Origin of the sequence: Pedobacter sp. MC2016-05 (genome assembly GCF_026239735.1) — a bacterium.
Taxonomy (GTDB): Bacteria; Bacteroidota; Bacteroidia; order Sphingobacteriales; family Sphingobacteriaceae; genus Pedobacter.
In genome coordinates, this window is the sequence record NZ_JAPIVT010000001.1 from 25,965 (window position 1) to 44,507 (window position 18,543).

Sequence of the window (18,543 nt, forward strand, 5' to 3'; positions counted from 1 at the left end):
AATCATGAAAAAACAATTTATCGTTCTTTTTTCTCTGCTTACGCTGGCAATAACCGCTTCTGCACAGAAAGAATACAAAATAAGCAAAACAAGTGGTCAGCTAAATTTACATGTTGCCGGTGCAATAGTGGAAGGGTATAGCGGAAACGAAATCATCTTTTCTTTACCAGCGGGCGAAACGGAGAAAGTAGATGAACGGGCAAAAGGACTTCGTGTAATCAGTGGCTCTGGTTTTGTAGATAACAGCGGTTTAGGTCTCGATATTTCGGAGAAGGGAACTGAAGTGAATGTGAATGTTGTGAACAAGAAAATTGATGGCGTTTTAACGATTAAAGTACCACAAAACATCAAGGTAACTTTTGCCAATCAGAGCAGCATTTACCAGGAAGATATTATTCTGAAAAACTTAAAGAATGAACTCGAAATATCAACGAGTTATAATAAAATTAAGCTGGAAAATAATACTGGCCCGATGAATATTAAATCATTGTACGGAAGCATTGATGCCAGCTTTGTTGAGCCCATTGAAGGTCCGGTTTCTATTGTTTCTGTTTATGGCCATGTAGATGTATCGCTCCCTGTAAGTGTAAAGGCAAACGTAGATTTATCTACCAGCTATGGAAAATTATATGCTGCCGACGGGCTTAAAATTGCCCTGGAGAAAAATGTTGCAGAAGAAAAGCCAAAAGATGAGGATTTAATTACCACCATTAAATCGGCAACGAATGAAGCCCTTCTTATTTCTGGCCTAAAAAGCGGTAGCGGAACCATTATTTCAAACAATAAAAACATTAGGGTTGCAAACGGAATAGCCGTTTATGGCGGAAGAAGTTCTGAAGATATCAAAGGAAAAATCAACGGTGGTGGTGCCAATTTTATCCTTAAATCCAACTACGATAACGTGTATCTCCGCGTAAAATAATTCAATCTCAAATTTCCAATGGGCTTAATGCCTGTTGGAACCTAAACCTTAACTTATGAAAACATTTTTTTGCTGGCTTTTAATGGCCACGGTATCTTGTATTGCTTTTGCTCAGGAAACAATCAGTAAATCTTACCCAATAACAGCAGGACAGACGGTTAATTTTGACTTCGACTTTCCAAAAACCATTAGAGTAAGTAACTGGGATAAAAAGGAAATTGCTGTTGTAGCTATGGTTAAAGTTGATGGTGTTGCCGCAGCTGATGTTTTTAGTCTGATCGAGAGTGAATCAAAAGATCAGATCTCGATTAAAAATAAACTCGAAATGGCCAAAATCCCACAACGCTTTTATGCTTTTGAAAGTGGAGTGAAAAACACTTTTAATACTAAAGAAGAAATGAATGCCTTTATGAAGGAAAAAGGTAAAACTATCACTTCAAATTACCAGAGTCAAAATATCGAGATCAGCATTGAGATTAGACTTCCTGCAAATACCAAAACCAATTTAAGCTCCACTTATGGCATTGTAGAACTGGTTGATTTTGAAGGCCCGATAAAAATTGATGCAACTTATGGGGGTATCGACGCTAAGCTTCAGGAGAAAGCTATAGGCTCATTAAAAATGACCAATCGTTTTGGCAAAATTTATACTGACTTTAATTTCAAGCCGGAAGAAATTAAAGAGCAGCGTTTTTTTACTTCCATTAATGCGAATCTAGGCAAAGGTGCGAGCTACGATTTCAGCTCTTCTTATGGCCATATCTATTTAAGGAAGCCTTAATATTTGTTTCCAAAAACAACCGATTTGCATCAGAAAGAAAAATAATTTTTTTTTGATGCAACCTTTCTTAACATCCAACGTCTTCTATCTAATTAACACTTAAAATCTAAATCATTTTCGATTCCCTTTTTAATTTACGAATCCTCATCCTTCATGCATTACTTTAAACGCTTTCACCTCTTATTTACCATTTTACTGACCACAATTGCACTTCACACCTCCGCTCAGGAAAAGGGTGGTATTGTACAAGGAAAAGTGATCGATTCTCTTTCAAAAAAAGCACTCGAATTTATTACACTGGCCATCAAAAAAGATGGCCAAGCTATTAAAACAGCTGTTACAGCAGAAAACGGCACATTTAAATTTGATAAAATAGTTGCCGGCAAATACAGTTTAGCAGCCATTGCTGTTGGCTACAATGCAAAAATTCTATCATTCGAAATTAGTGCCGACAAACCAGACTTTAACGCCGGGCAGATCACTTTGGCCTCGCAGGTAAATAATTTGAATGAGGTTTCGGTAAGTGTAACCCGCCCGGTAATTAAGCAGGAAATCGATAGAATCAGTTATGATATTCAGGCCGACCCCGAAAGCAAAGTTTTGACTGCCCTGGATATGATGCGCAAGGTGCCATTGCTTTCTTTGGATGCTGATGATAACATCAAACTGAAAGGAAGTGGAAATTATAAAATTCTGATCAACGGAAAACCATCGAGTATGGTCGCGAGAAGTCCTAAAGACGTTTTGCGAGCCATGCCTGCCTCATCCATTCAGAAAATTGAAGTCATCACCACGCCTCCGGCAAAGTACGACAGCGAGGGTTTATCCGGCATCATCAACATCATCACCAATAAAAAGATTGATAACGGCTATAACGGCAGTTTAAACTTAAGGCATCAGTTTCCGGCTGGCGGCCCAGGCATTGGCGGATTTTTTACCGTAAAACAAGGAAAATTTGGCGTAACCGCCTACGGCGGAACTGGATTTTACAGTACCCCAACCACTCAAAATATCAATTCACGAACGACTTCAGGTGCTAACCCCTCTGAACTGTTAAACATCGGAAACCGAAAATTCAACAATAATTACCGCTACGGCGGGGCAGAGTTGAGCTTTGAAATAGATACCTTAAACCTAATTACTGCCGAAATCAATCCTTATGGCGGTTATAACAAGTCGGCAAATAATCAATCTTTTAGTCTAACCGCTCCAGCGCAGGTTACCGCCTATGATTTAATTAGCAATAACCGTTTTGATTGGGGCGGCATGGATTTAAGTTTAAATTACCAACTCGGTTTTAAAAGTAACAAAGAGCGTCTGCTTACCTTTTCTTATAAATACAGTAACGGAACTAATCCGCAAAGAAACGAGCTGAATTTCATCAACCGTCAGAATTTTAACGATCCCAATTATATTCAGGAAAATGAAAGCCGCTCGAAGGAACAGACCATACAGCTCGATTATGTTCACCCGGTAAAAAAACTGACTATTGAAGCTGGTTTGAAAGGAATTCTCAGGGATAATAACAGTAATTTCGAATTCAAAAGTCAGGTTAGTAGTGGCGATTATCAGATTGATCCGGCCCGGACAAACATTTTTAACAATAACCAGGATGTCATCGGCGCCTATAACTCTTACGCTTATAACTTAACCAACTGGGGATTCAAAGCTGGTGTAAGGATAGAAGAAACATTTGTGAAGGCCGATTTCATCAGCAATGCCTCAAATGTAAAGACCGATTATTTCAACATCATCCCTTCGTTTTCAGTTAACCGCAAGTTTAAAAATCAAAGCAGTTTAAACTTTGGTTTCACGCAAAGAATTGAACGCCCGGGAATAGATAATTTGAATCCATTCGTCGATCGTTCGGTACCAAACTTCGAATACAGCGGAAACCCGGATCTGGAAGCCGTTTTGAGCAATAATTTTGATCTTACCTACAGCCGCTTCAAAAAAGGTTCTATCAACGCCGGTGTGGGCTATAATTTTGCCAACAATACCATTCAGAACATTTCAATTTACAATGATGCAGATAAAATTACCCGCAGCACCTTTGCGAACGTAGGGCGGAATAAAAACCTGACGGCCAATATCAACATCAATTATCCGCTTACCAAAAAGTGGAATCTTACGGTAAGTGGTAACGCTGGTTACGCCTGGCTGGAAGGAACAATTAATGGCTTAGCGACCAAAAATGAAGGTTTATCTGGCAGTATCTACCTTAATACAGGCTACAAATTTGAAAAAGAATGGCGGGCAAATGCAAGTTTTAATTACAGCTCTGCCGATGTTTTATTGCAGGGCAGATCTGGGCAATATTATTACGTGTCCTTCAGCGGAAGCAAGGAACTGGTGAAGGATAAGCTGACCATTTCGGCGGGTGTTAACAATCCGTTTATGAAATATCGCTACTATGAAACCTTAACAGAAGGGCCAAATTTTTCGCAGCGATACCGCGGACAAAATTATAACCGCTCTTTCAATGTAAGTTTAAACTGGAAGTTTGGTAAACTCAAAGACGCTATTAAAAAGAATCAGCGGAGCATCAGTAACGATGATGTGAAATCAGGGGGAAGCAAATCAGGGAGCTAGTATTCAATACCAAAGCCTGTTGCCATATCAAACAGGCTTTGGCTAAGCATTAACATTCGCCATTGCGTTCATCCATCTTTTTAAGGATGTAAGACAAAATCTTGGCAAAAACAACATAGGCAACGAAAACGAAGAAGCCCAGTTGTAAGGCCGAATTATTGGAAGTAACTGTTTTCAAGGTTTCATTCTCTATATTCAAACCAGAAAGCTGGCTTTTCAAAATGCCATTCAGGCCAATATAAGTCATCGCAATACCAACCACCATTACATCAGCCATATCCCATTTCCCCAAATCGAAGGCTAAAAACCGCAAAGCCTTTTTACTCCCGAAGAGGTGGGCACAGGCTACATGTAAACCTCTGGCTATAATCCTTAATAAAGGCAAAATCACTACAAAAAGCAATAACAGTATGCCCACCAATACCGAATCCAGTTTAGGCTGCTCGATCAAAGTACCTATAATGCCAAGAATACTTTTGCTCTGGAAAAATAACACCTGATTGGTGAAGGCAATCTTATCACCCAGCAAAGCAAATTCGAGAGTTTTGATTCGGGCATCCACTTCAATAATTGGCGAGATAATCCCTACGGTAAGCAATACCAGGGCAAACAATAACGACATGACGAATAATGGGGCATGCAACTGAACCTGTTTGCGTAAAAATAACCACATTAAAAATGCAATGGAAATGCAGCCCAGCATAATCGAGCCAAAGGTCATGGTCATTTTTTTGATGTAAGCCAATTTGGTCTCAATAATTTTATCAAATGCAGTAGCATTCGCGGCATGGTATTTCTTGTAGATGTTACGTTCTACAGTAGTAATGGTGGTATCGCTATGGTCGTAGGTTTGCGCCTCCAACTCATCTACCTTACTGGTTGCAATGCCTTTAATTTTCTTTAAACTCCCCGGACTTGTAATTTTCACTACAATGGTTTTGGCAAAAGAAGGTACCTGGGCATGCAGTTCATCCTGATCAACAAATGTGTTAAAAGCCAGCTTTTTAAGCTTGCCGCCAAGTCCTTTCTGTGGTTTGGTAATCTCGGCAACAGCTTGGTTAATGAGCCCATGAAGTTCTTTTTCTACCTGTTTCCGCATTTCCAATTTTTGCTCACCGGTGAGTTTGAAACCCTTCACCCTACGGTCGGCAACGGCAGAAATTTTATCGCCCCAGCGGTCTACAGAAAAAATACCAAAGGTGATGTTGTTAGATAAACTGTAATCTTCTTTAATGCTTTTTTGCTCAACAACAAGCTGATAAAAACGAAAACCTGCATAAGCTGCGCCAAGGAACAGGATACTTAATACGGCTATGAGCACAAAGGGAGCTACCTTGCTCTTTTTGCGTGGAGTATCGGGAGTGGAAGAATTTGTCGCCGTCATAATTAAAACCGGTTAATGCGCATCGTGTGGAGTAATAAATTTAAGTATGGTGGATAAAATCAATCCATAAAGCACAAAACTGATGAATATGATATAACCCGGTTGCAAGGCCGTGTTGTTGGTAGTGAGGATGGTGAGCGAATCATTTTTAATATTCAGTGCCTGGAGCTGCCCTTCTAATAATCCGTTCAAACCGATGTAAGCCATCAAAATCGCAATGACAATAACATCAGCCATACTCCATTTGCCCGATTGGAAAGCGAAATATTTCACGATTCCATTCTCCGCCAGTTTTTTATTGCCCAGCAAATGAATGCCGGTTGAAGTAAGTTTAACGACCGGAAATAAAATACTAAAAGCGAGAATCAGCACCCCTACCAGGATAGAATCAATCCCTTCCTGACCAAGCAAAACCTTCACCACATCCATAATACTCTTACTTTGGAAAAACAGTACCTGATCTTCAAATACAATATGTTCGCCAAGCAAAACAAAATCTATAGAGCGAATACGGGCATCCACTTCAATCATAGAGGCGGTTAGGCCAACGGCAAGCAACATAAACGCAAAAAGGAGCGACATTACAAAAAGGGTAACGTGTAAATCGCGGCGCTTCCTTAAACCCCACCAAAAAGCCAAAACCACGGCTACACAAGCCAGCATTCCATAAGAATATTGATAGGTTTGCGTCCGGATTTTAGATAGCGAAGCCCTTAGTTTGCTGTTGAGCTCATCGGTGTTGTTTACTTTGTAACCTGCAAACAACTTTTTTAGTTCGGCTTGTTTGGCTACAAAAACACTGTCTTTCATTTCTTCGGTGGCCAGCTCATTAAATTCGCCAATGGCCATTTTACTCAACTCTTTTTTATTTTTAGGATCATCAACCTCGGCAATGATTTTTCTGGCGAAAGTAGGTACCTGTGCCCTTATGCTATCAGAATTGACAAAGTTCTTGATGGCAAATTTTTGAATTTTACCGCTGATGGTTTTTTTAGGTTTATTAACCAGCGCCTCCGCCTTATCTATCAAAGCAAGTATTACCTTTTCCACTTCCTGTTGCAAAACCCGTTTCTGCTTTTTGGTCATTTTCAGGTTTCGTACCTGATGATGCACAATTCTGGATACATTATCTTTCCATTTTTGAACAGAAAATAATCCGTAGGTGATGTTGTTGATATTGGAATATTCTTCCTTTATACGCTCCTGCTGATCAGAAAGCTGATGTAACCTAAAACCGAAGTAGCCCTCTACTCCAAGCAATACTGCCAGAGAAAGGATAAGCATCAGTTTAGGAAAGAAAGACTTTTTCTTCTCCATAGGGTTATGTTGTGTTTGCAAGATGATTGGTTTTGTATTGCCCCTACTCAAATTAACGTAATCGTTTTTAATTGAATGATCAGCTAAACTGGTTTACGATTTGGTTAGGTATCGGCAAATAAAACAGCGGTGTGATCAAAAGGTTTTGATCCTGAAAAATAATGAATGCGGGCACTCCAAAGCCTGGCGCAATTTTTTTGCACCTAAATTTCTAATCAATATCTTTGCCGCCACATTAAAATAGGATACGTTAAGGAATGAATACCGAAAAAGAAGATATGGTATCTAACTGGATACAGGAAAACGGAAACCCGGCGATTGAAAGATTAACCAGCATCAACCAGAACACGGCCAGAAAGGTAAGCGAGGTCTTAATAGAGAAAGGAATAGATGCAGAAACTTTTGCCCAACTGGTAGATACGCAGGTGGCAGAAGTAAGCAAATGGCTAGCTGGCCATCATAATTTCAGCGAAAAAATGCTTAGTGAAATTACCGCAAAGATCGAAGTCAACTAAATTTCGGCTAGTTAAATTCTTGCCTAAAAGCAAGTGGAGAAAGATTGGTTTTCTTTTTGAATAAGGTGCTAAACGATTGCGCATGCTCAAAACCTAAATCGTAAGCAATTTCACTCACCGATAAATTTGTGGTAGAAAGTTTCTCTTTGGCTTTCTCAATTAACTTTTCATGGATATGCTGTTGTGTATTTTGCCCGGTATGCACCCGCAACAAATCGCTTAAATAATTGGGCGAAAGGTTCATTTGTCCCGCCACATATTGTACCGTTAATAAACCATTGTTCTGGTTTTTCACAAAATAATCTTCCAGTAACCTTTCGAATTTGGATAGCAATTCATGGCTGTTATTTTTCCTGGTAATAAACTGCCGCTCGTAAAAGCGGTTTGAATAATTAAGAAGCAGCTCTATTTGTGAGAGAATAATTTCTTGAGTATGCTTATCAATATGCACACATTCTTTATTTATTTTGTTTAAAATCGCGATTAGGTTATCCTCTTCTTCTGCTGATAAATGAAGCGCCTCATTTACCGCGTAGGAAAAAAAGCCATATTGGTGAATAGTGTTTGCCAGGCTATGGCGAAGTAAAAAATCGGGATGGAAGATGAGCAAATAACCCGAACCGCATTCCATTTGATTCAAATCGAGATACTGAACCTGGTTTGGAGCAGTAAAACTGAGCACGCCTTTATCGTAATCATAATGCTGTTGCCCATACCTTATTTTACCGGTAGCACCTCTTTTCAAAGCCAAGCAATAAAAACGATTGATAAAACCTTTCCAGATTTCATCCTCCAAAAAAATCGCCTGATCCAGATTAATGACGCTAACTAAAGGGTGTAATGGTTCCGGAAGCGATAATAACCGGTGAAATTGTGAAATCGAATTTATGGCATTCATGGATGTAATTTACAAATAAAAGGATAAAGAATTACGGCTGCATCACGATGCAGCCGTGAAATTAATCGAGCAAGCCCATACTAAATTCGTCGTAAGCTTTGCCGGTATCCGTACCAAGAGGCACTATACTTTCTAATGTAGCTACATCGGCAGGTGTTAATTCTATACTCGCCGCAGCCATATTTTGTTCCAAATACTTTCTTCTTTTAGTACCGGGAATAGGAACAATTCCTTTATTAATAATCCAGGCAATGGCTAATTGAGAAGCACTTACATTTTTGTCTTTAGCTAAGGCTTCAATGGCTTCTACCAATTCGATATTTTTATGGAAGTGAGCTTCCTGAAAGCGTGGAATTGCCCTTCTGAAATCGTTTTCCGGTAAATCGCTCATTTTTTTAATATCGCCCGATAAAAAGCCACGACCAAGTGGTGAATATGCCACGAAGCCTATTCCTAGTTCTTTTAATGTTTGAAGGATGCCCCGCTCTTCCACTGTTCGCTCAAATAAAGAATATTCACTTTGAACGGCAGTAACTGGATGCACAGCATGTGCTCTTTTTACCGTTTCGGAAGATACCTCTGACAAACCGATATAACCTATCTTGCCTTCTTTAACCAGTTCACTCATGGCACCAACAGTTTCTTCAATTGGCGTGTTTTTATCTAACCGATGCATATAATATAGATCGATATAATCAGTTTTTAGGTTTTTAAGAGATCGTTCTACCGCCATCTTCACATATTCCTTCTTGCCGTTAATAGCCCACGTTACTTTATTCTCTTCATTAATTTCCCAGCCAAATTTAGTGGCTATAATGTACTTATCCCGATTTGCTCCCATTGATTTTGCAATAAGCTGTTCGTTCTTTAAGGGACCGTACAAATCTGCAGTATCTAGAAAATTGCCACCCATTTCAAGCGACTTGTGAATGGTAGCAATCGCTTCCGTTTCATCTGCCGCTCCATACATATTGGCATCTTCAAAACCCGTCATCCCCATACAGCCCAAACCAATTTGAGGTACAACAAATCCTTGATTGCCTAATTTAATCTTTTTAATTTCCATTTTTTGATGTTTTTGAATAACCAAAATTAGGCTTACGTTCTGGTATCAATGTTTGCAAAACCCCGAAAAACGTATGCAAAACAAAGGAGATTTTCGATTCATCACCGACAACAAAACCAGAAAAAAAATAATATTATCAAAATCTATTTAAAACCATAAAAGTATAGTTTTTTTATCTATTAAATATTTACCACAATTCTAAACCAAAAAATAAGGGCAAAAAAAAAACAGCTACCCATTTCCAGACAGCTGCTTACCTATAAATAATTAGCGCTTATTTTGCTAAAACCATTGCATTTTGTGCCGCGTTCATAATCGCTTCCGAAGCGTAAGAAGCAGATTGTTTGCTGGCAAATTTATCAATGTTAACGTTTTTGTTATTACTGGCAACCATTGTGCTTTGATCTGCTGTACCATTTAATTTTAGTACTGCGTCTTCTTTAACAACTGTGTATAAACTGCCGGCAGTTGCTTTGATTTTTACCGTGGCGCTTTGATTTAAAAATAACTGGAGGTTTTTAACGTCAAGGTTATTGGTGCTTAGCACTACCGATTGTCCGTAGGCTTCGATTCTTTCCAAATCTTTAACGGTAATGTTTAACGTAACCTGACTGTTTTCTAAAGAGTTGATGAAAAGTGTTCTGCCATCACTCGTTACCGACGTTTTAGTTGCATCGTAACCATCGCCGCCTAAAATGCTTGTGGCGCTTCCCTGTGTTAAGTTAATTTTCACATTTCCACTTACCCAAATTCTTTTGAATGTAGGAACTGCGTTTACTTTTGTTTCTTTTTTGATAGGCGCTATAGCGAAGCTGCTCATTGCTGATGAAGTGAATACTACTGCTGTTAATGCTACTGCGAATAATGTTTTTGTTAAATTTTTCATGACTTTATATTTTAAGTTTCTTAATGTTTTCTGATAATAAGACGCCATCACCCCGAAAACGTTGCAGGGAAAAGTGGTGTATTATACCAGCTTAAGTAACTATCAGACCAACACCTGTAATTTGTCGACGAAAAAGTGTTCGTATATCAATAAAACTTCCAATGAGTGAGATCATCCCTAGCAACTCGTCATCTCTACCGCAGCGAGACCTCTCAAAACCAAATCGCCTCTCCACCAAATCCGTCATCACCTCCAATCAATCACCCCTTCCAACCCTTCCATCCTTCTCGCGTAGGCGGGGGATGTTAAAGCAAATGAAATTTCCAATTCCTACTTGCAAACCCCTCTTCACAGTAATAAACGCAACAACTTCCTTCAAAAAAATAAGAATCATATATTTTTCACTATTTTCGATTGTTTACCCAACCAAAAACTACGATTCTCCCATACATGACGAAGTATTTCACTTTCAGCTTATCTATTGCCTTTATCTCCTGGATTGTTGGCATGATCATTACCGCACTGCTTTCCAAAACGAATTTTTATCAGCAACGACTCTCCGGCCTCAACTTCCTTAGCAACGAGAAGCTCAATACGGTACTTGGAATCCAACCTTTTAAATGGATTATCATTCATAGCTTTTTTAAATATTTTAATCCAAAGCTATCCTTTGCTAAAAAAATAAAGGTGAGCGAACTAGGGGCGTACAGGGCGGAGATGATGAAAGCAGAACTTAATCACCTATTTGCTTTCTTATTTATGGTGCCTTTCATCTTATTCAGAATGTATCAGGGGCTATATTGGTTCGCAGTGGTGATGCTGCTCGTCAACCTGATCATGAACCTATACCCAACATTATTACAACAACAAAACAAAAGGCGAATCGACCGTTATCTCCAGGTATTGAAACATCGATCTGCTTTACCTGTTTCTTAAAAGTCTGTACCTAAAACAAAACTCAGCTTCAGGTTGGAACACTAATGATACGACTGTGAGTATGCTCACTTCTCACTCACAATAAAGTTAACGTCATTTATATTGATTTTTATGAAAGAAATTGACCCTCCGCTCGACTGGGGATGTTAAAGTGTCAAATAATGTATTAAAACCTTGAATTTCTCTTTCCCCTCATCGGCGGCGGTCTCCTTCTTTGTTCTTTATAACAAAGAAGCAAACAATCAAGGCTTGCACCTGATGTCAGCTATACTGGTTGAAATTTTATTGGGGCAAGGCAAATATTCCGAAGTAGGTTCGGAACAGAACGCGTTGCCATGTGCTTGGTAATTTAACGCAAGAGCACAAGTTTCAACGGTCTATCCTTCCATCATCTGCTATGCCGGAGAACAAGTTGGCTATAGCGATAAGCAGACATCAGACATACCAATCCGTCATCGCGACCGTAGTGGAGAAATCTCGAAAACAAATCCTTCCTCCAAGAAATTCGTCCTCTCACCATTGATGTTTTGAATTTTCCGTAATCGGTGAACTTACAATTGGTTGTTTAATAAATCCCTATGTTCCTCGCCCCAACTTTCCAGGGCTTTGATCACCGGTTTTAGCGCATAACCTATTGGAGTGAGTTCATACTCTACACGGGGCGGAACCTCGGCATAAATTGTTCTGCTGATGATCTTATGCTCCTCCAGCTTTCGAAGTTGTAAGGTTAACATCCGTTCTGTAATGTTAGGTAATTTTTTCCGGAGTTCGCCGAACCTCATTTTTCCACTCAATAACCAGGAGCAAATCACTAAAGTCCACTGGCCGCCGATTATATTCGAGGCGTAGGCTTCGGGACATTCGTCCGCCAGGGCAGTTTTATTGGCAAAGTTAGTTGATGTTTCTTTGATCTCACTCATTACTTACATTTTATATAGTACCTAACAATTGGCAGGCAATATACAAAACACTTGGTTAGGCAATAACTTTGTAGCATCATAAAAAATAAAATAAATGAAAACATTAATCATCGTCACTCATCCCAATATCGCAGAATCCGTCATCAACAAAAGATGGATTGAGGAACTGTCTAAATTCCCTGAACGTTATACCATCCATCAGTTGCATCAGGCTTATCCAGATGGAAAATTAGATGTTTTAGCAGAGCAGCGCCTGATTGAACAGTATGATCAGATTGTATTTCAGTTCCCCTATTATTGGTTTAATAGCCCTGCATTGTTAAAGAAATGGCTCGATGAGGTGCTTACGCATGGCTGGGCCTACGGCAGCAAAAGTGGATACCGAATGAAAGGAAAAAAGATAGCATTGGCGATATCATTAGGCGTGGAAGAAAGTGAGTTAAGTTCTTCTGGCATCTATAAATATCCACTAAGCGAACTGATCAGGCCCTTTGAACTCAGTTTTGAATATGTAAAAGCTAACTATCAGCCAGCTTTTGCTTTTTATGGAATGGAACATCAGGTTGATGAAAGCCATATCGCTAAAGGCGTAGCGTTGTACCTGGAATACCTAAAGTATTTATAACTTATAAATTGATTGAACCCGCTAATTGCGCAGATCGACATATATAAAGGTAAATCGAGGATCACAAGCGAATATAACGGCTGAGGAGTTAGACCCACTTAAACGCAAAGAACTCACCAATAATGATTGATGAGTTCTTTTAATTAGCAGATCCCCAAGGCGGATCTCTTTGCTACCCGCAAATATTTTTACTGATCAGCATTTGAACCGTGGTGCGCTGCAATGGATTGGCCTAAACTGCTTACCAGGTTTTCATCCAGGTGGTCCATCGTACGCCATTTTGTACCTTCGTGACCTGGCTCTGCATAGATTACGCCGATTTTGTTTTCGCCTTGAAAAATGCGGTAGGTACCGTTCTCCTGTGGCGAGATGGTATAAATTCCTTGTCCAGCAGTGACCGTGAAATCTGCATGTTCTGCTGCTCCGCCCGGTTTGATATCCTCGTGCACAGCTTTATTTTCCTCCGCATGTTCGATCAACTGATGAATGGTGTGTCGTTCTTCTTTACGGTTTTCAATAGCCGTATCAGAAATCACACCAGATGGTGAAGTTTCCTGCCTTCTTGAAATCACGTTTCCACGATCGAAATGATGGTGAGCATAAAAATCTGAATGGTCAATCTCGTGAATTTCTTCTTCTATGCGTAACGCCGCCGGACTTCCAATTGCTGATCTGATTTGCATTTCCGTATCTCTGGTCACCTCACCTATAATGTAGCGTGGCATTGCATTGTACTGATCTTCATGCAAAACCGGGATCACTACCTCCTTTTTATCTTCCCCTAGGTTTGCGAAACCAATAGGTATCAGAATGGCTTTATCTTCCGTTGCAGTGTGTTTATCATTGAGATCAACAATGATATAACGAACCGCATTTTGATCTGGATCAAAAAGCAAGTCCCGCACTTTTCCAACAGATGTTTGGCTTTCATCAACCACAGGCCAACCCGTAATATCTGCCTGTCCCTCGGTAATTACGTAATCCTCGTGGGATAATTCTCTAAGGTTTAAATAAGTTATATTTCCTGAATTCATGTCTAATAGTTAAAGGGATAAACAGTCATATCCATCTTTTAAACATCACCTCAGGTAAATGGTTTTGTTTATTCAACCGATTTATCACCCCAGGGCAAGCGAGGGTATGCATCATTTCGCCAATCTTCTCAGCGACTCCCTCTACAAATCCGAAATTGCCAGCTTGCCTGGGGATCTTAAAGCAAGTGAGGCCAACATGAATTTTAATTAATTTTATAGGAGCTATATAGAACATTTAAGGTTTTTGGTTTGACCAATCCCGTAGTCTAAACACATTCATTATTGATAGTTACCGAAGCAGTTATGATATTCATCATTACATTAATCTTCTCAGCAATCCACTCAATAGAGGTGTCATCCTTCCATTGGCGTTTTTAAGTTCCCTTCTTTGCTTCAATCGATGAAAAATCGATTGAAACAATTTATTGAATAGATGCACCTGAGTCGAGGGAATATGATGCGTAACTGGTGAGGATAAAGTTTAACCTGTTCAGGATAGTTAAAATGACTTTTATCATTTTTTAAAGTAAGCCAGGTCTGAACAGGTATAGTGCTACTTTAATAGGTTTGTGGGATCAATAAACAACTTATGTCACACACCTTTCACATCCCTGTTTTAGGCTTAGGCTATTCTATAGACACCCCTTTAAAAGTAGCCCGCTATGGGATTTCGTCCACATTATCAATCGTTGATGATGAATTAATTGAACGGATGAGGGCATACCACCTGAGCGAAAATGGACAGCATTATTCCCCTATACCTAAAACAGAAGCTGATTATCGATCAAAACGGATTACTGCATATCTGAATTTTATAGATCAAAATATCAATAGTCAATTTGAGCAGTTAAAACAGTCCAGGTTTATTCCTGGAAGTGAAATTTGTAAATACTTCGAGCTTCTTCCGGAATCATCTCCGTTAAAACATGGCTATGAATTAATGATGGAGTATCCTGAAGGAGAAAGCAAACGTATTTTTCAGGATGTGTTGAGGAAAGCGATGAAAATAGGTGCTGCTGATGTTAATATTATGGCAAAGGTGGATAAAATGAATTTTGTTAATGCCACTTATACCGGTGATGAAAATACCGATGCGCTGGCTGCCTTTAGAGGTTTTGCAAACAGCACTTTAAATGCGGCCGTTATTCTCTCGGCAGGAATGAACCCCAGGTTATATAGCTATATTGAACATTTTTCTGATTTCTTGCCAGATGACGATGCACACTTTAAAAAGAAGATTATTTTGAAGGTAAGCGATTTTAGATCTGCAGCTATACAAGCCAAATTTCTGGCAAAAAAAGGCGTTTGGGTTTCTGAATTTAGAATAGAATCTGGATTGAATTGTGGTGGCCATGCTTTTGCTACGGAAGGATATTTGTTAGGTCCGATTTTAGAGGAGTTTAAAACTAAAAGGACACAGTTGGTAGATGAATTATTTACCGCTTATCAAAGCGTGTTATCGCTGAAGGGAATCAACCTTCATCAAAAACCCGATCAAAGCGTTAGCGTTCAAGGTGGAATTGGTACAGCAGAAGAGCAAAATTTTCTTTTAAACCATTATCAGTTAAGCACAACCGGCTGGGGAAGTCCTTTTCTGCTTGTGCCGGAAGTTACCAATGTAGATCAACGGACTTTAGATTATTTAGCAGCAGCCAAGGAAGAAGATTTTTACCTTAGTAATTCTTCGCCACTTGGGGTACGGTTTAACAATTTCAAAAATTCAACTTCCGATGTGCAAAGAAGGGAGCGGATAGACAAAGGTAGGCCTGGGAGCGCTTGTACTAAAAAATACCTGTGCAATAATACCGAATTTACCATAGAACCGATTTGTACAGCTTCCAGGGAATATCAGCACTTAAAAATTAAACAGCTCCAATCTGCTGAATTATCACTAGCGGAATATGAGTCAGAATTAAATAAGGTAACAGAAAAAGTTTGTCTCTGTGAAGGTTTGTGCGCTTCAGCGTACCTTAAATGTGACATTATTAAACCTAAAGAAAGTAAGGCAGTTTCCATCTGCCCGGGCCCGAATTTGGCTTATTTTAACAATTCTTATACCCTCGGTGACATGGTAGGCCACATTTATGGAAAAACAAACCTGCTGGCCAATACCAATCGGCCACATGTTTTTATTAATGAGTTGAATTTGTACATCGATTACTTGCAGGCAGAAATAAAAGACCAGCTTTTACACTTTAACGATAAAAAAAGAAAGCAACTCGCCAATTTTAAAAAACAGTTAAATGAAGGCATTACCTATTATAAAAATCTTTTTGCTCAGGCACCTGATTTAAAATTACCCAACCTTTCAGCATGTTTTAACTTATTGGAAATATCCCAACTCAAACTTAATCAACTGAGCATAATCTAATACATGCGCTGCTAAATTTTTATATTTACCTCCAATATACAGGCAGACTCAACTCCATGGACAGATCAAAATTTTTAGATGCAATAATTGAAAACGCCATCGATGGAATCATCACGATAGATGATCGCGGAATCATTGAACACCTTAATCCGGCGGCACTAGCACTTTTTGGTTTTTCGAGAGCAGAATTGGTGGGTAAAAATGTTTCAGTTTTAATGCCTCAGCCAGATAAAGCCAGGCATGATGGATATATTCAAAATTATCATGATACAGGTAAAAAACATATTATCGGTATTGGCAGAGAAGTACATGGCCAGCGTAAAGATGGTTCGGTTTTTCCATTTCGTTTAGGTGTTAGTGAGGTGAAATTTAGCGACAGGAAAATTTACACAGGCTTTATTCATGATTTAAGTAAGGAAAAAGCCAATGAAGAACAGATTAAAACGTACACTGAAAAGTTAGAAGTTAAGATTAAAGAACGTACACAAGACCTGGTTAAACTGGTATCAGAACTGGAGATGGCCAAAGAAAACATGAGGGCTTTATTTCAAAAAGAAAAAGAACTCAATCAGCTGAAAACCAGATTTGTTTCAATGGCTTCGCATGAATTCAGAACGCCATTAAGTGCCATTCAGCTGTCAGCTTCGCTCATTGATAAGTATACTGAAAAACAAGATACCGCAAATGTTGAAAAGCATACCTCGAAAATTAAAAATTCCATTAATAACTTAACCACCATCTTAAATGACTTTCTATCGCTCGAAAGATTAGAGGCAGGTAAGGTTGAAGCGAATCCCAACTGGTTTAATATCATCAGCTTTGCTGAAGAAATTACGGAAGAAATGCAAATGATGACCAAGCAAAACCAGCACATTATTTATGAGCATACGGGAATCACGGCCAGTGTTTTTCTTGATCCTAATTTGCTGAGGAATTGTGTCATTAACTTAATTTCTAACGCCGTAAAATACTCTGGTGCAGATACATTAATTCAATTTAATACCCGTTTAGTGGATGGCAAATTAATACTCGAAGTTAAAGATAACGGAATTGGTATTCCAGAGACCGATCAAAAGAGTTTGTTTGAACCTTTTTTTAGAGCACACAATACCGGCGATATCCCAGGTACAGGCCTGGGCCTTAATATTGTTAATCGTTACGTTGGTTTAATGGGCGGCACCGTGAATTGCATTAGCGAGCAAAACATTGGCACTACCTTTACTTTAAGCTTTAACCAAACTGTTTAAAATATTTTATTAGCAAAATGAATAAAAAAGTACTGATCATAGAAGATAACGACGATATCCGCGAAGGAACAGCAGAAGTATTGGGGTTAGCAGGTTATCAGCCAATTACGGCAAAACATGGAAAAGTGGGTGTAGAAATGGCTTTACAGCATCATCCTGATATTATTTTATGTGATATTATGATGCCGGAACTAGATGGTTACGGGGTACTTTATCTTTTAAGCAAAAATCTAAAAACAGCTAATATTCCTTTCATCTTTATCACTGCGAAATCTGAAAGGGCAGATATGAGAAAGGGTATGGAAATGGGCGCAGATGATTATTTAACTAAACCGTTTGATGATGTTGAACTGTTTAAAGCGATTGAAAGTCGATTTAAAAAGAAGCAACAATCGGGTACTTTTACTGGCGAGGCCGGAGATAATCAAGCCATTTTGGAGGAACTAATAAAAAAGGGGAAATCAAAATTAGTGGCCAATAAACAAGTGATTTATGTAGAGGATGATGAACCCAGCCACCTATATTACGTTGTAAAAGGACAGATCAAAACTTATAAAAGGTTTAAAGATGGAAGAGAACTATCTTCAGCACTTTATAACGATGGCGATTTCTTTGGCTATGAAGCCCTTTGCAATGGCGAATTTTACGCCGATAATGCCGCAACATTAATTGATTCTGAAATCGTTCAAATCCCGAAGTTAGATTTTATGGAATATTTACTCCATCATCAGGCGGTATCGAAAATATTTATCGCTTTGTTATCTGGAAGTGTGCAGGATAAAGGCAAACAGATGCTTCAACTGGCTTATTCATCAGTTAGAAAACGAGTTGCTGATGCGCTGCTCCAGGTGGCGGATAAGTTTGCACAACCCATCAATGACGGTTGTACCATCAAAATATCAAGAGATGACTTAGCTGCTTTAGTGGGCACCGCCAGTGAAACGGTGAGCAGAATGCTGGCTGATTTTAAAGATGAAAAATTGATTGATAAAACTGGTAATGCCATCAATATTTTATCAATGGAAAAACTTCGAAATATCAAACACTAA

General features: G+C 39.0%; 16 protein-coding genes. 9 read left to right on the plus strand and 7 right to left on the minus strand.

Features of this window, described 5'->3' with window-relative positions; translation table 11 throughout:
- Positions 1–4 precede the first annotated feature (4 nt).
- The 3 genes from OQZ33_RS00125 to OQZ33_RS00135 all read left to right on the plus strand — a co-directional run bounded on the left by OQZ33_RS00125 (position 5) and on the right by OQZ33_RS00135 (position 4,295).
- Entirely contained in the window at positions 5–922 is a 918-nt protein-coding gene (locus OQZ33_RS00125) for a DUF4097 family beta strand repeat-containing protein (RefSeq protein ID WP_265797022.1), read from the plus strand.
- Positions 923–977: 55 nt separating this feature from the next.
- Complete coding sequence (locus OQZ33_RS00130; protein ID WP_265797023.1) at positions 978–1,703, plus strand: hypothetical protein; 726 nt, start codon at positions 978–980, stop codon at positions 1,701–1,703.
- 153 nt (positions 1,704–1,856) lie between these two features.
- Entirely contained in the window at positions 1,857–4,295 is a 2,439-nt protein-coding gene (locus OQZ33_RS00135) for an outer membrane beta-barrel protein (protein WP_265797024.1), read from the plus strand.
- 49 nt (positions 4,296–4,344) lie between these two features.
- Here OQZ33_RS00135 and OQZ33_RS00140 read toward each other — a convergent pair whose 3' ends face one another.
- Together OQZ33_RS00140 and OQZ33_RS00145 are read right to left on the minus strand one after the other, a co-directional pair.
- Complete coding sequence (locus OQZ33_RS00140) at positions 4,345–5,679, minus strand: paraquat-inducible protein A (RefSeq protein ID WP_265797025.1); 1,335 nt, start codon at positions 5,677–5,679, stop codon at positions 4,345–4,347.
- A gap of 12 nt (positions 5,680–5,691) precedes the next feature.
- Positions 5,692–6,996, minus strand: coding sequence for a paraquat-inducible protein A (locus OQZ33_RS00145; RefSeq protein WP_265797026.1), 1,305 nt, complete (start codon positions 6,994–6,996; stop codon positions 5,692–5,694).
- A 257-nt stretch (positions 6,997–7,253) separates the two neighbouring features.
- Here OQZ33_RS00145 and OQZ33_RS00150 point away from each other — a divergent pair, with 257 nt between their 5' ends.
- The gene (locus tag OQZ33_RS00150; protein ID WP_265797027.1) at positions 7,254–7,511 is read left to right on the plus strand and encodes a hypothetical protein; all 258 of its coding nucleotides are present in this window, start codon (positions 7,254–7,256) and stop codon (positions 7,509–7,511) included.
- A 7-nt stretch (positions 7,512–7,518) separates the two neighbouring features.
- Here the strand turns inward: OQZ33_RS00150 and OQZ33_RS00155 are convergent, their stop codons facing one another.
- The 3 genes from OQZ33_RS00155 to OQZ33_RS00165 form a co-directional block, all read right to left on the minus strand.
- Complete coding sequence (locus OQZ33_RS00155) at positions 7,519–8,409, minus strand: helix-turn-helix domain-containing protein (RefSeq protein ID WP_265797028.1); 891 nt, start codon at positions 8,407–8,409, stop codon at positions 7,519–7,521.
- A 61-nt stretch (positions 8,410–8,470) separates the two neighbouring features.
- Positions 8,471–9,475, minus strand: a complete 1,005-nt coding sequence (locus OQZ33_RS00160) for an aldo/keto reductase (protein WP_265797029.1) — start codon at positions 9,473–9,475, stop codon at positions 8,471–8,473.
- 274 nt (positions 9,476–9,749) lie between these two features.
- Positions 9,750–10,361, minus strand: a complete 612-nt coding sequence (locus tag OQZ33_RS00165; RefSeq protein WP_265797030.1) for a GIN domain-containing protein — start codon at positions 10,359–10,361, stop codon at positions 9,750–9,752.
- A 450-nt stretch (positions 10,362–10,811) separates the two neighbouring features.
- Between OQZ33_RS00165 and OQZ33_RS00170 the strand changes: the two genes are divergently transcribed.
- A complete protein-coding gene (locus OQZ33_RS00170; RefSeq protein ID WP_265797031.1) occupies positions 10,812–11,297 on the plus strand; it encodes a hypothetical protein in 486 nt (161 codons plus the stop codon).
- Between the two features lie 551 nt (positions 11,298–11,848).
- On the opposite strand, the gene OQZ33_RS00175 is transcribed toward OQZ33_RS00170, so the two are convergent.
- On the minus strand, positions 11,849–12,217 hold the full coding sequence (locus OQZ33_RS00175) for a winged helix-turn-helix transcriptional regulator (protein WP_265797032.1): 369 nt from the start codon (positions 12,215–12,217) through the stop codon (positions 11,849–11,851).
- A 94-nt stretch (positions 12,218–12,311) separates the two neighbouring features.
- Here OQZ33_RS00175 and OQZ33_RS00180 point away from each other — a divergent pair, with 94 nt between their 5' ends.
- On the plus strand, positions 12,312–12,842 hold the full coding sequence (locus tag OQZ33_RS00180; protein ID WP_265797033.1) for an NAD(P)H-dependent oxidoreductase: 531 nt from the start codon (positions 12,312–12,314) through the stop codon (positions 12,840–12,842).
- 188 nt (positions 12,843–13,030) lie between these two features.
- Here the strand turns inward: OQZ33_RS00180 and OQZ33_RS00185 are convergent, their stop codons facing one another.
- Positions 13,031–13,876: a PRC-barrel domain-containing protein gene (locus OQZ33_RS00185; RefSeq protein ID WP_265797034.1), complete on the minus strand. Its 846-nt coding sequence runs from the start codon at positions 13,874–13,876 to the stop codon at positions 13,031–13,033.
- Between the two features lie 589 nt (positions 13,877–14,465).
- Between OQZ33_RS00185 and OQZ33_RS00190 the strand changes: the two genes are divergently transcribed.
- The 3 genes from OQZ33_RS00190 to OQZ33_RS00200 are packed head-to-tail and all read left to right on the plus strand — an operon-like array spanning position 14,466 to position 18,543.
- Positions 14,466–16,247 carry a hypothetical protein gene (locus OQZ33_RS00190; RefSeq protein WP_265797035.1) on the plus strand — a complete coding sequence of 594 codons (1,782 nt, stop codon included), beginning with the start codon at positions 14,466–14,468 and terminating at the stop codon, positions 16,245–16,247.
- Positions 16,248–16,303: 56 nt separating this feature from the next.
- Positions 16,304–17,494, plus strand: coding sequence for a PAS domain-containing sensor histidine kinase (locus tag OQZ33_RS00195; RefSeq protein ID WP_265797036.1), 1,191 nt, complete (start codon positions 16,304–16,306; stop codon positions 17,492–17,494).
- A 17-nt stretch (positions 17,495–17,511) separates the two neighbouring features.
- Entirely contained in the window at positions 17,512–18,543 is a 1,032-nt protein-coding gene (locus OQZ33_RS00200) for a response regulator (RefSeq protein WP_265797037.1), read from the plus strand.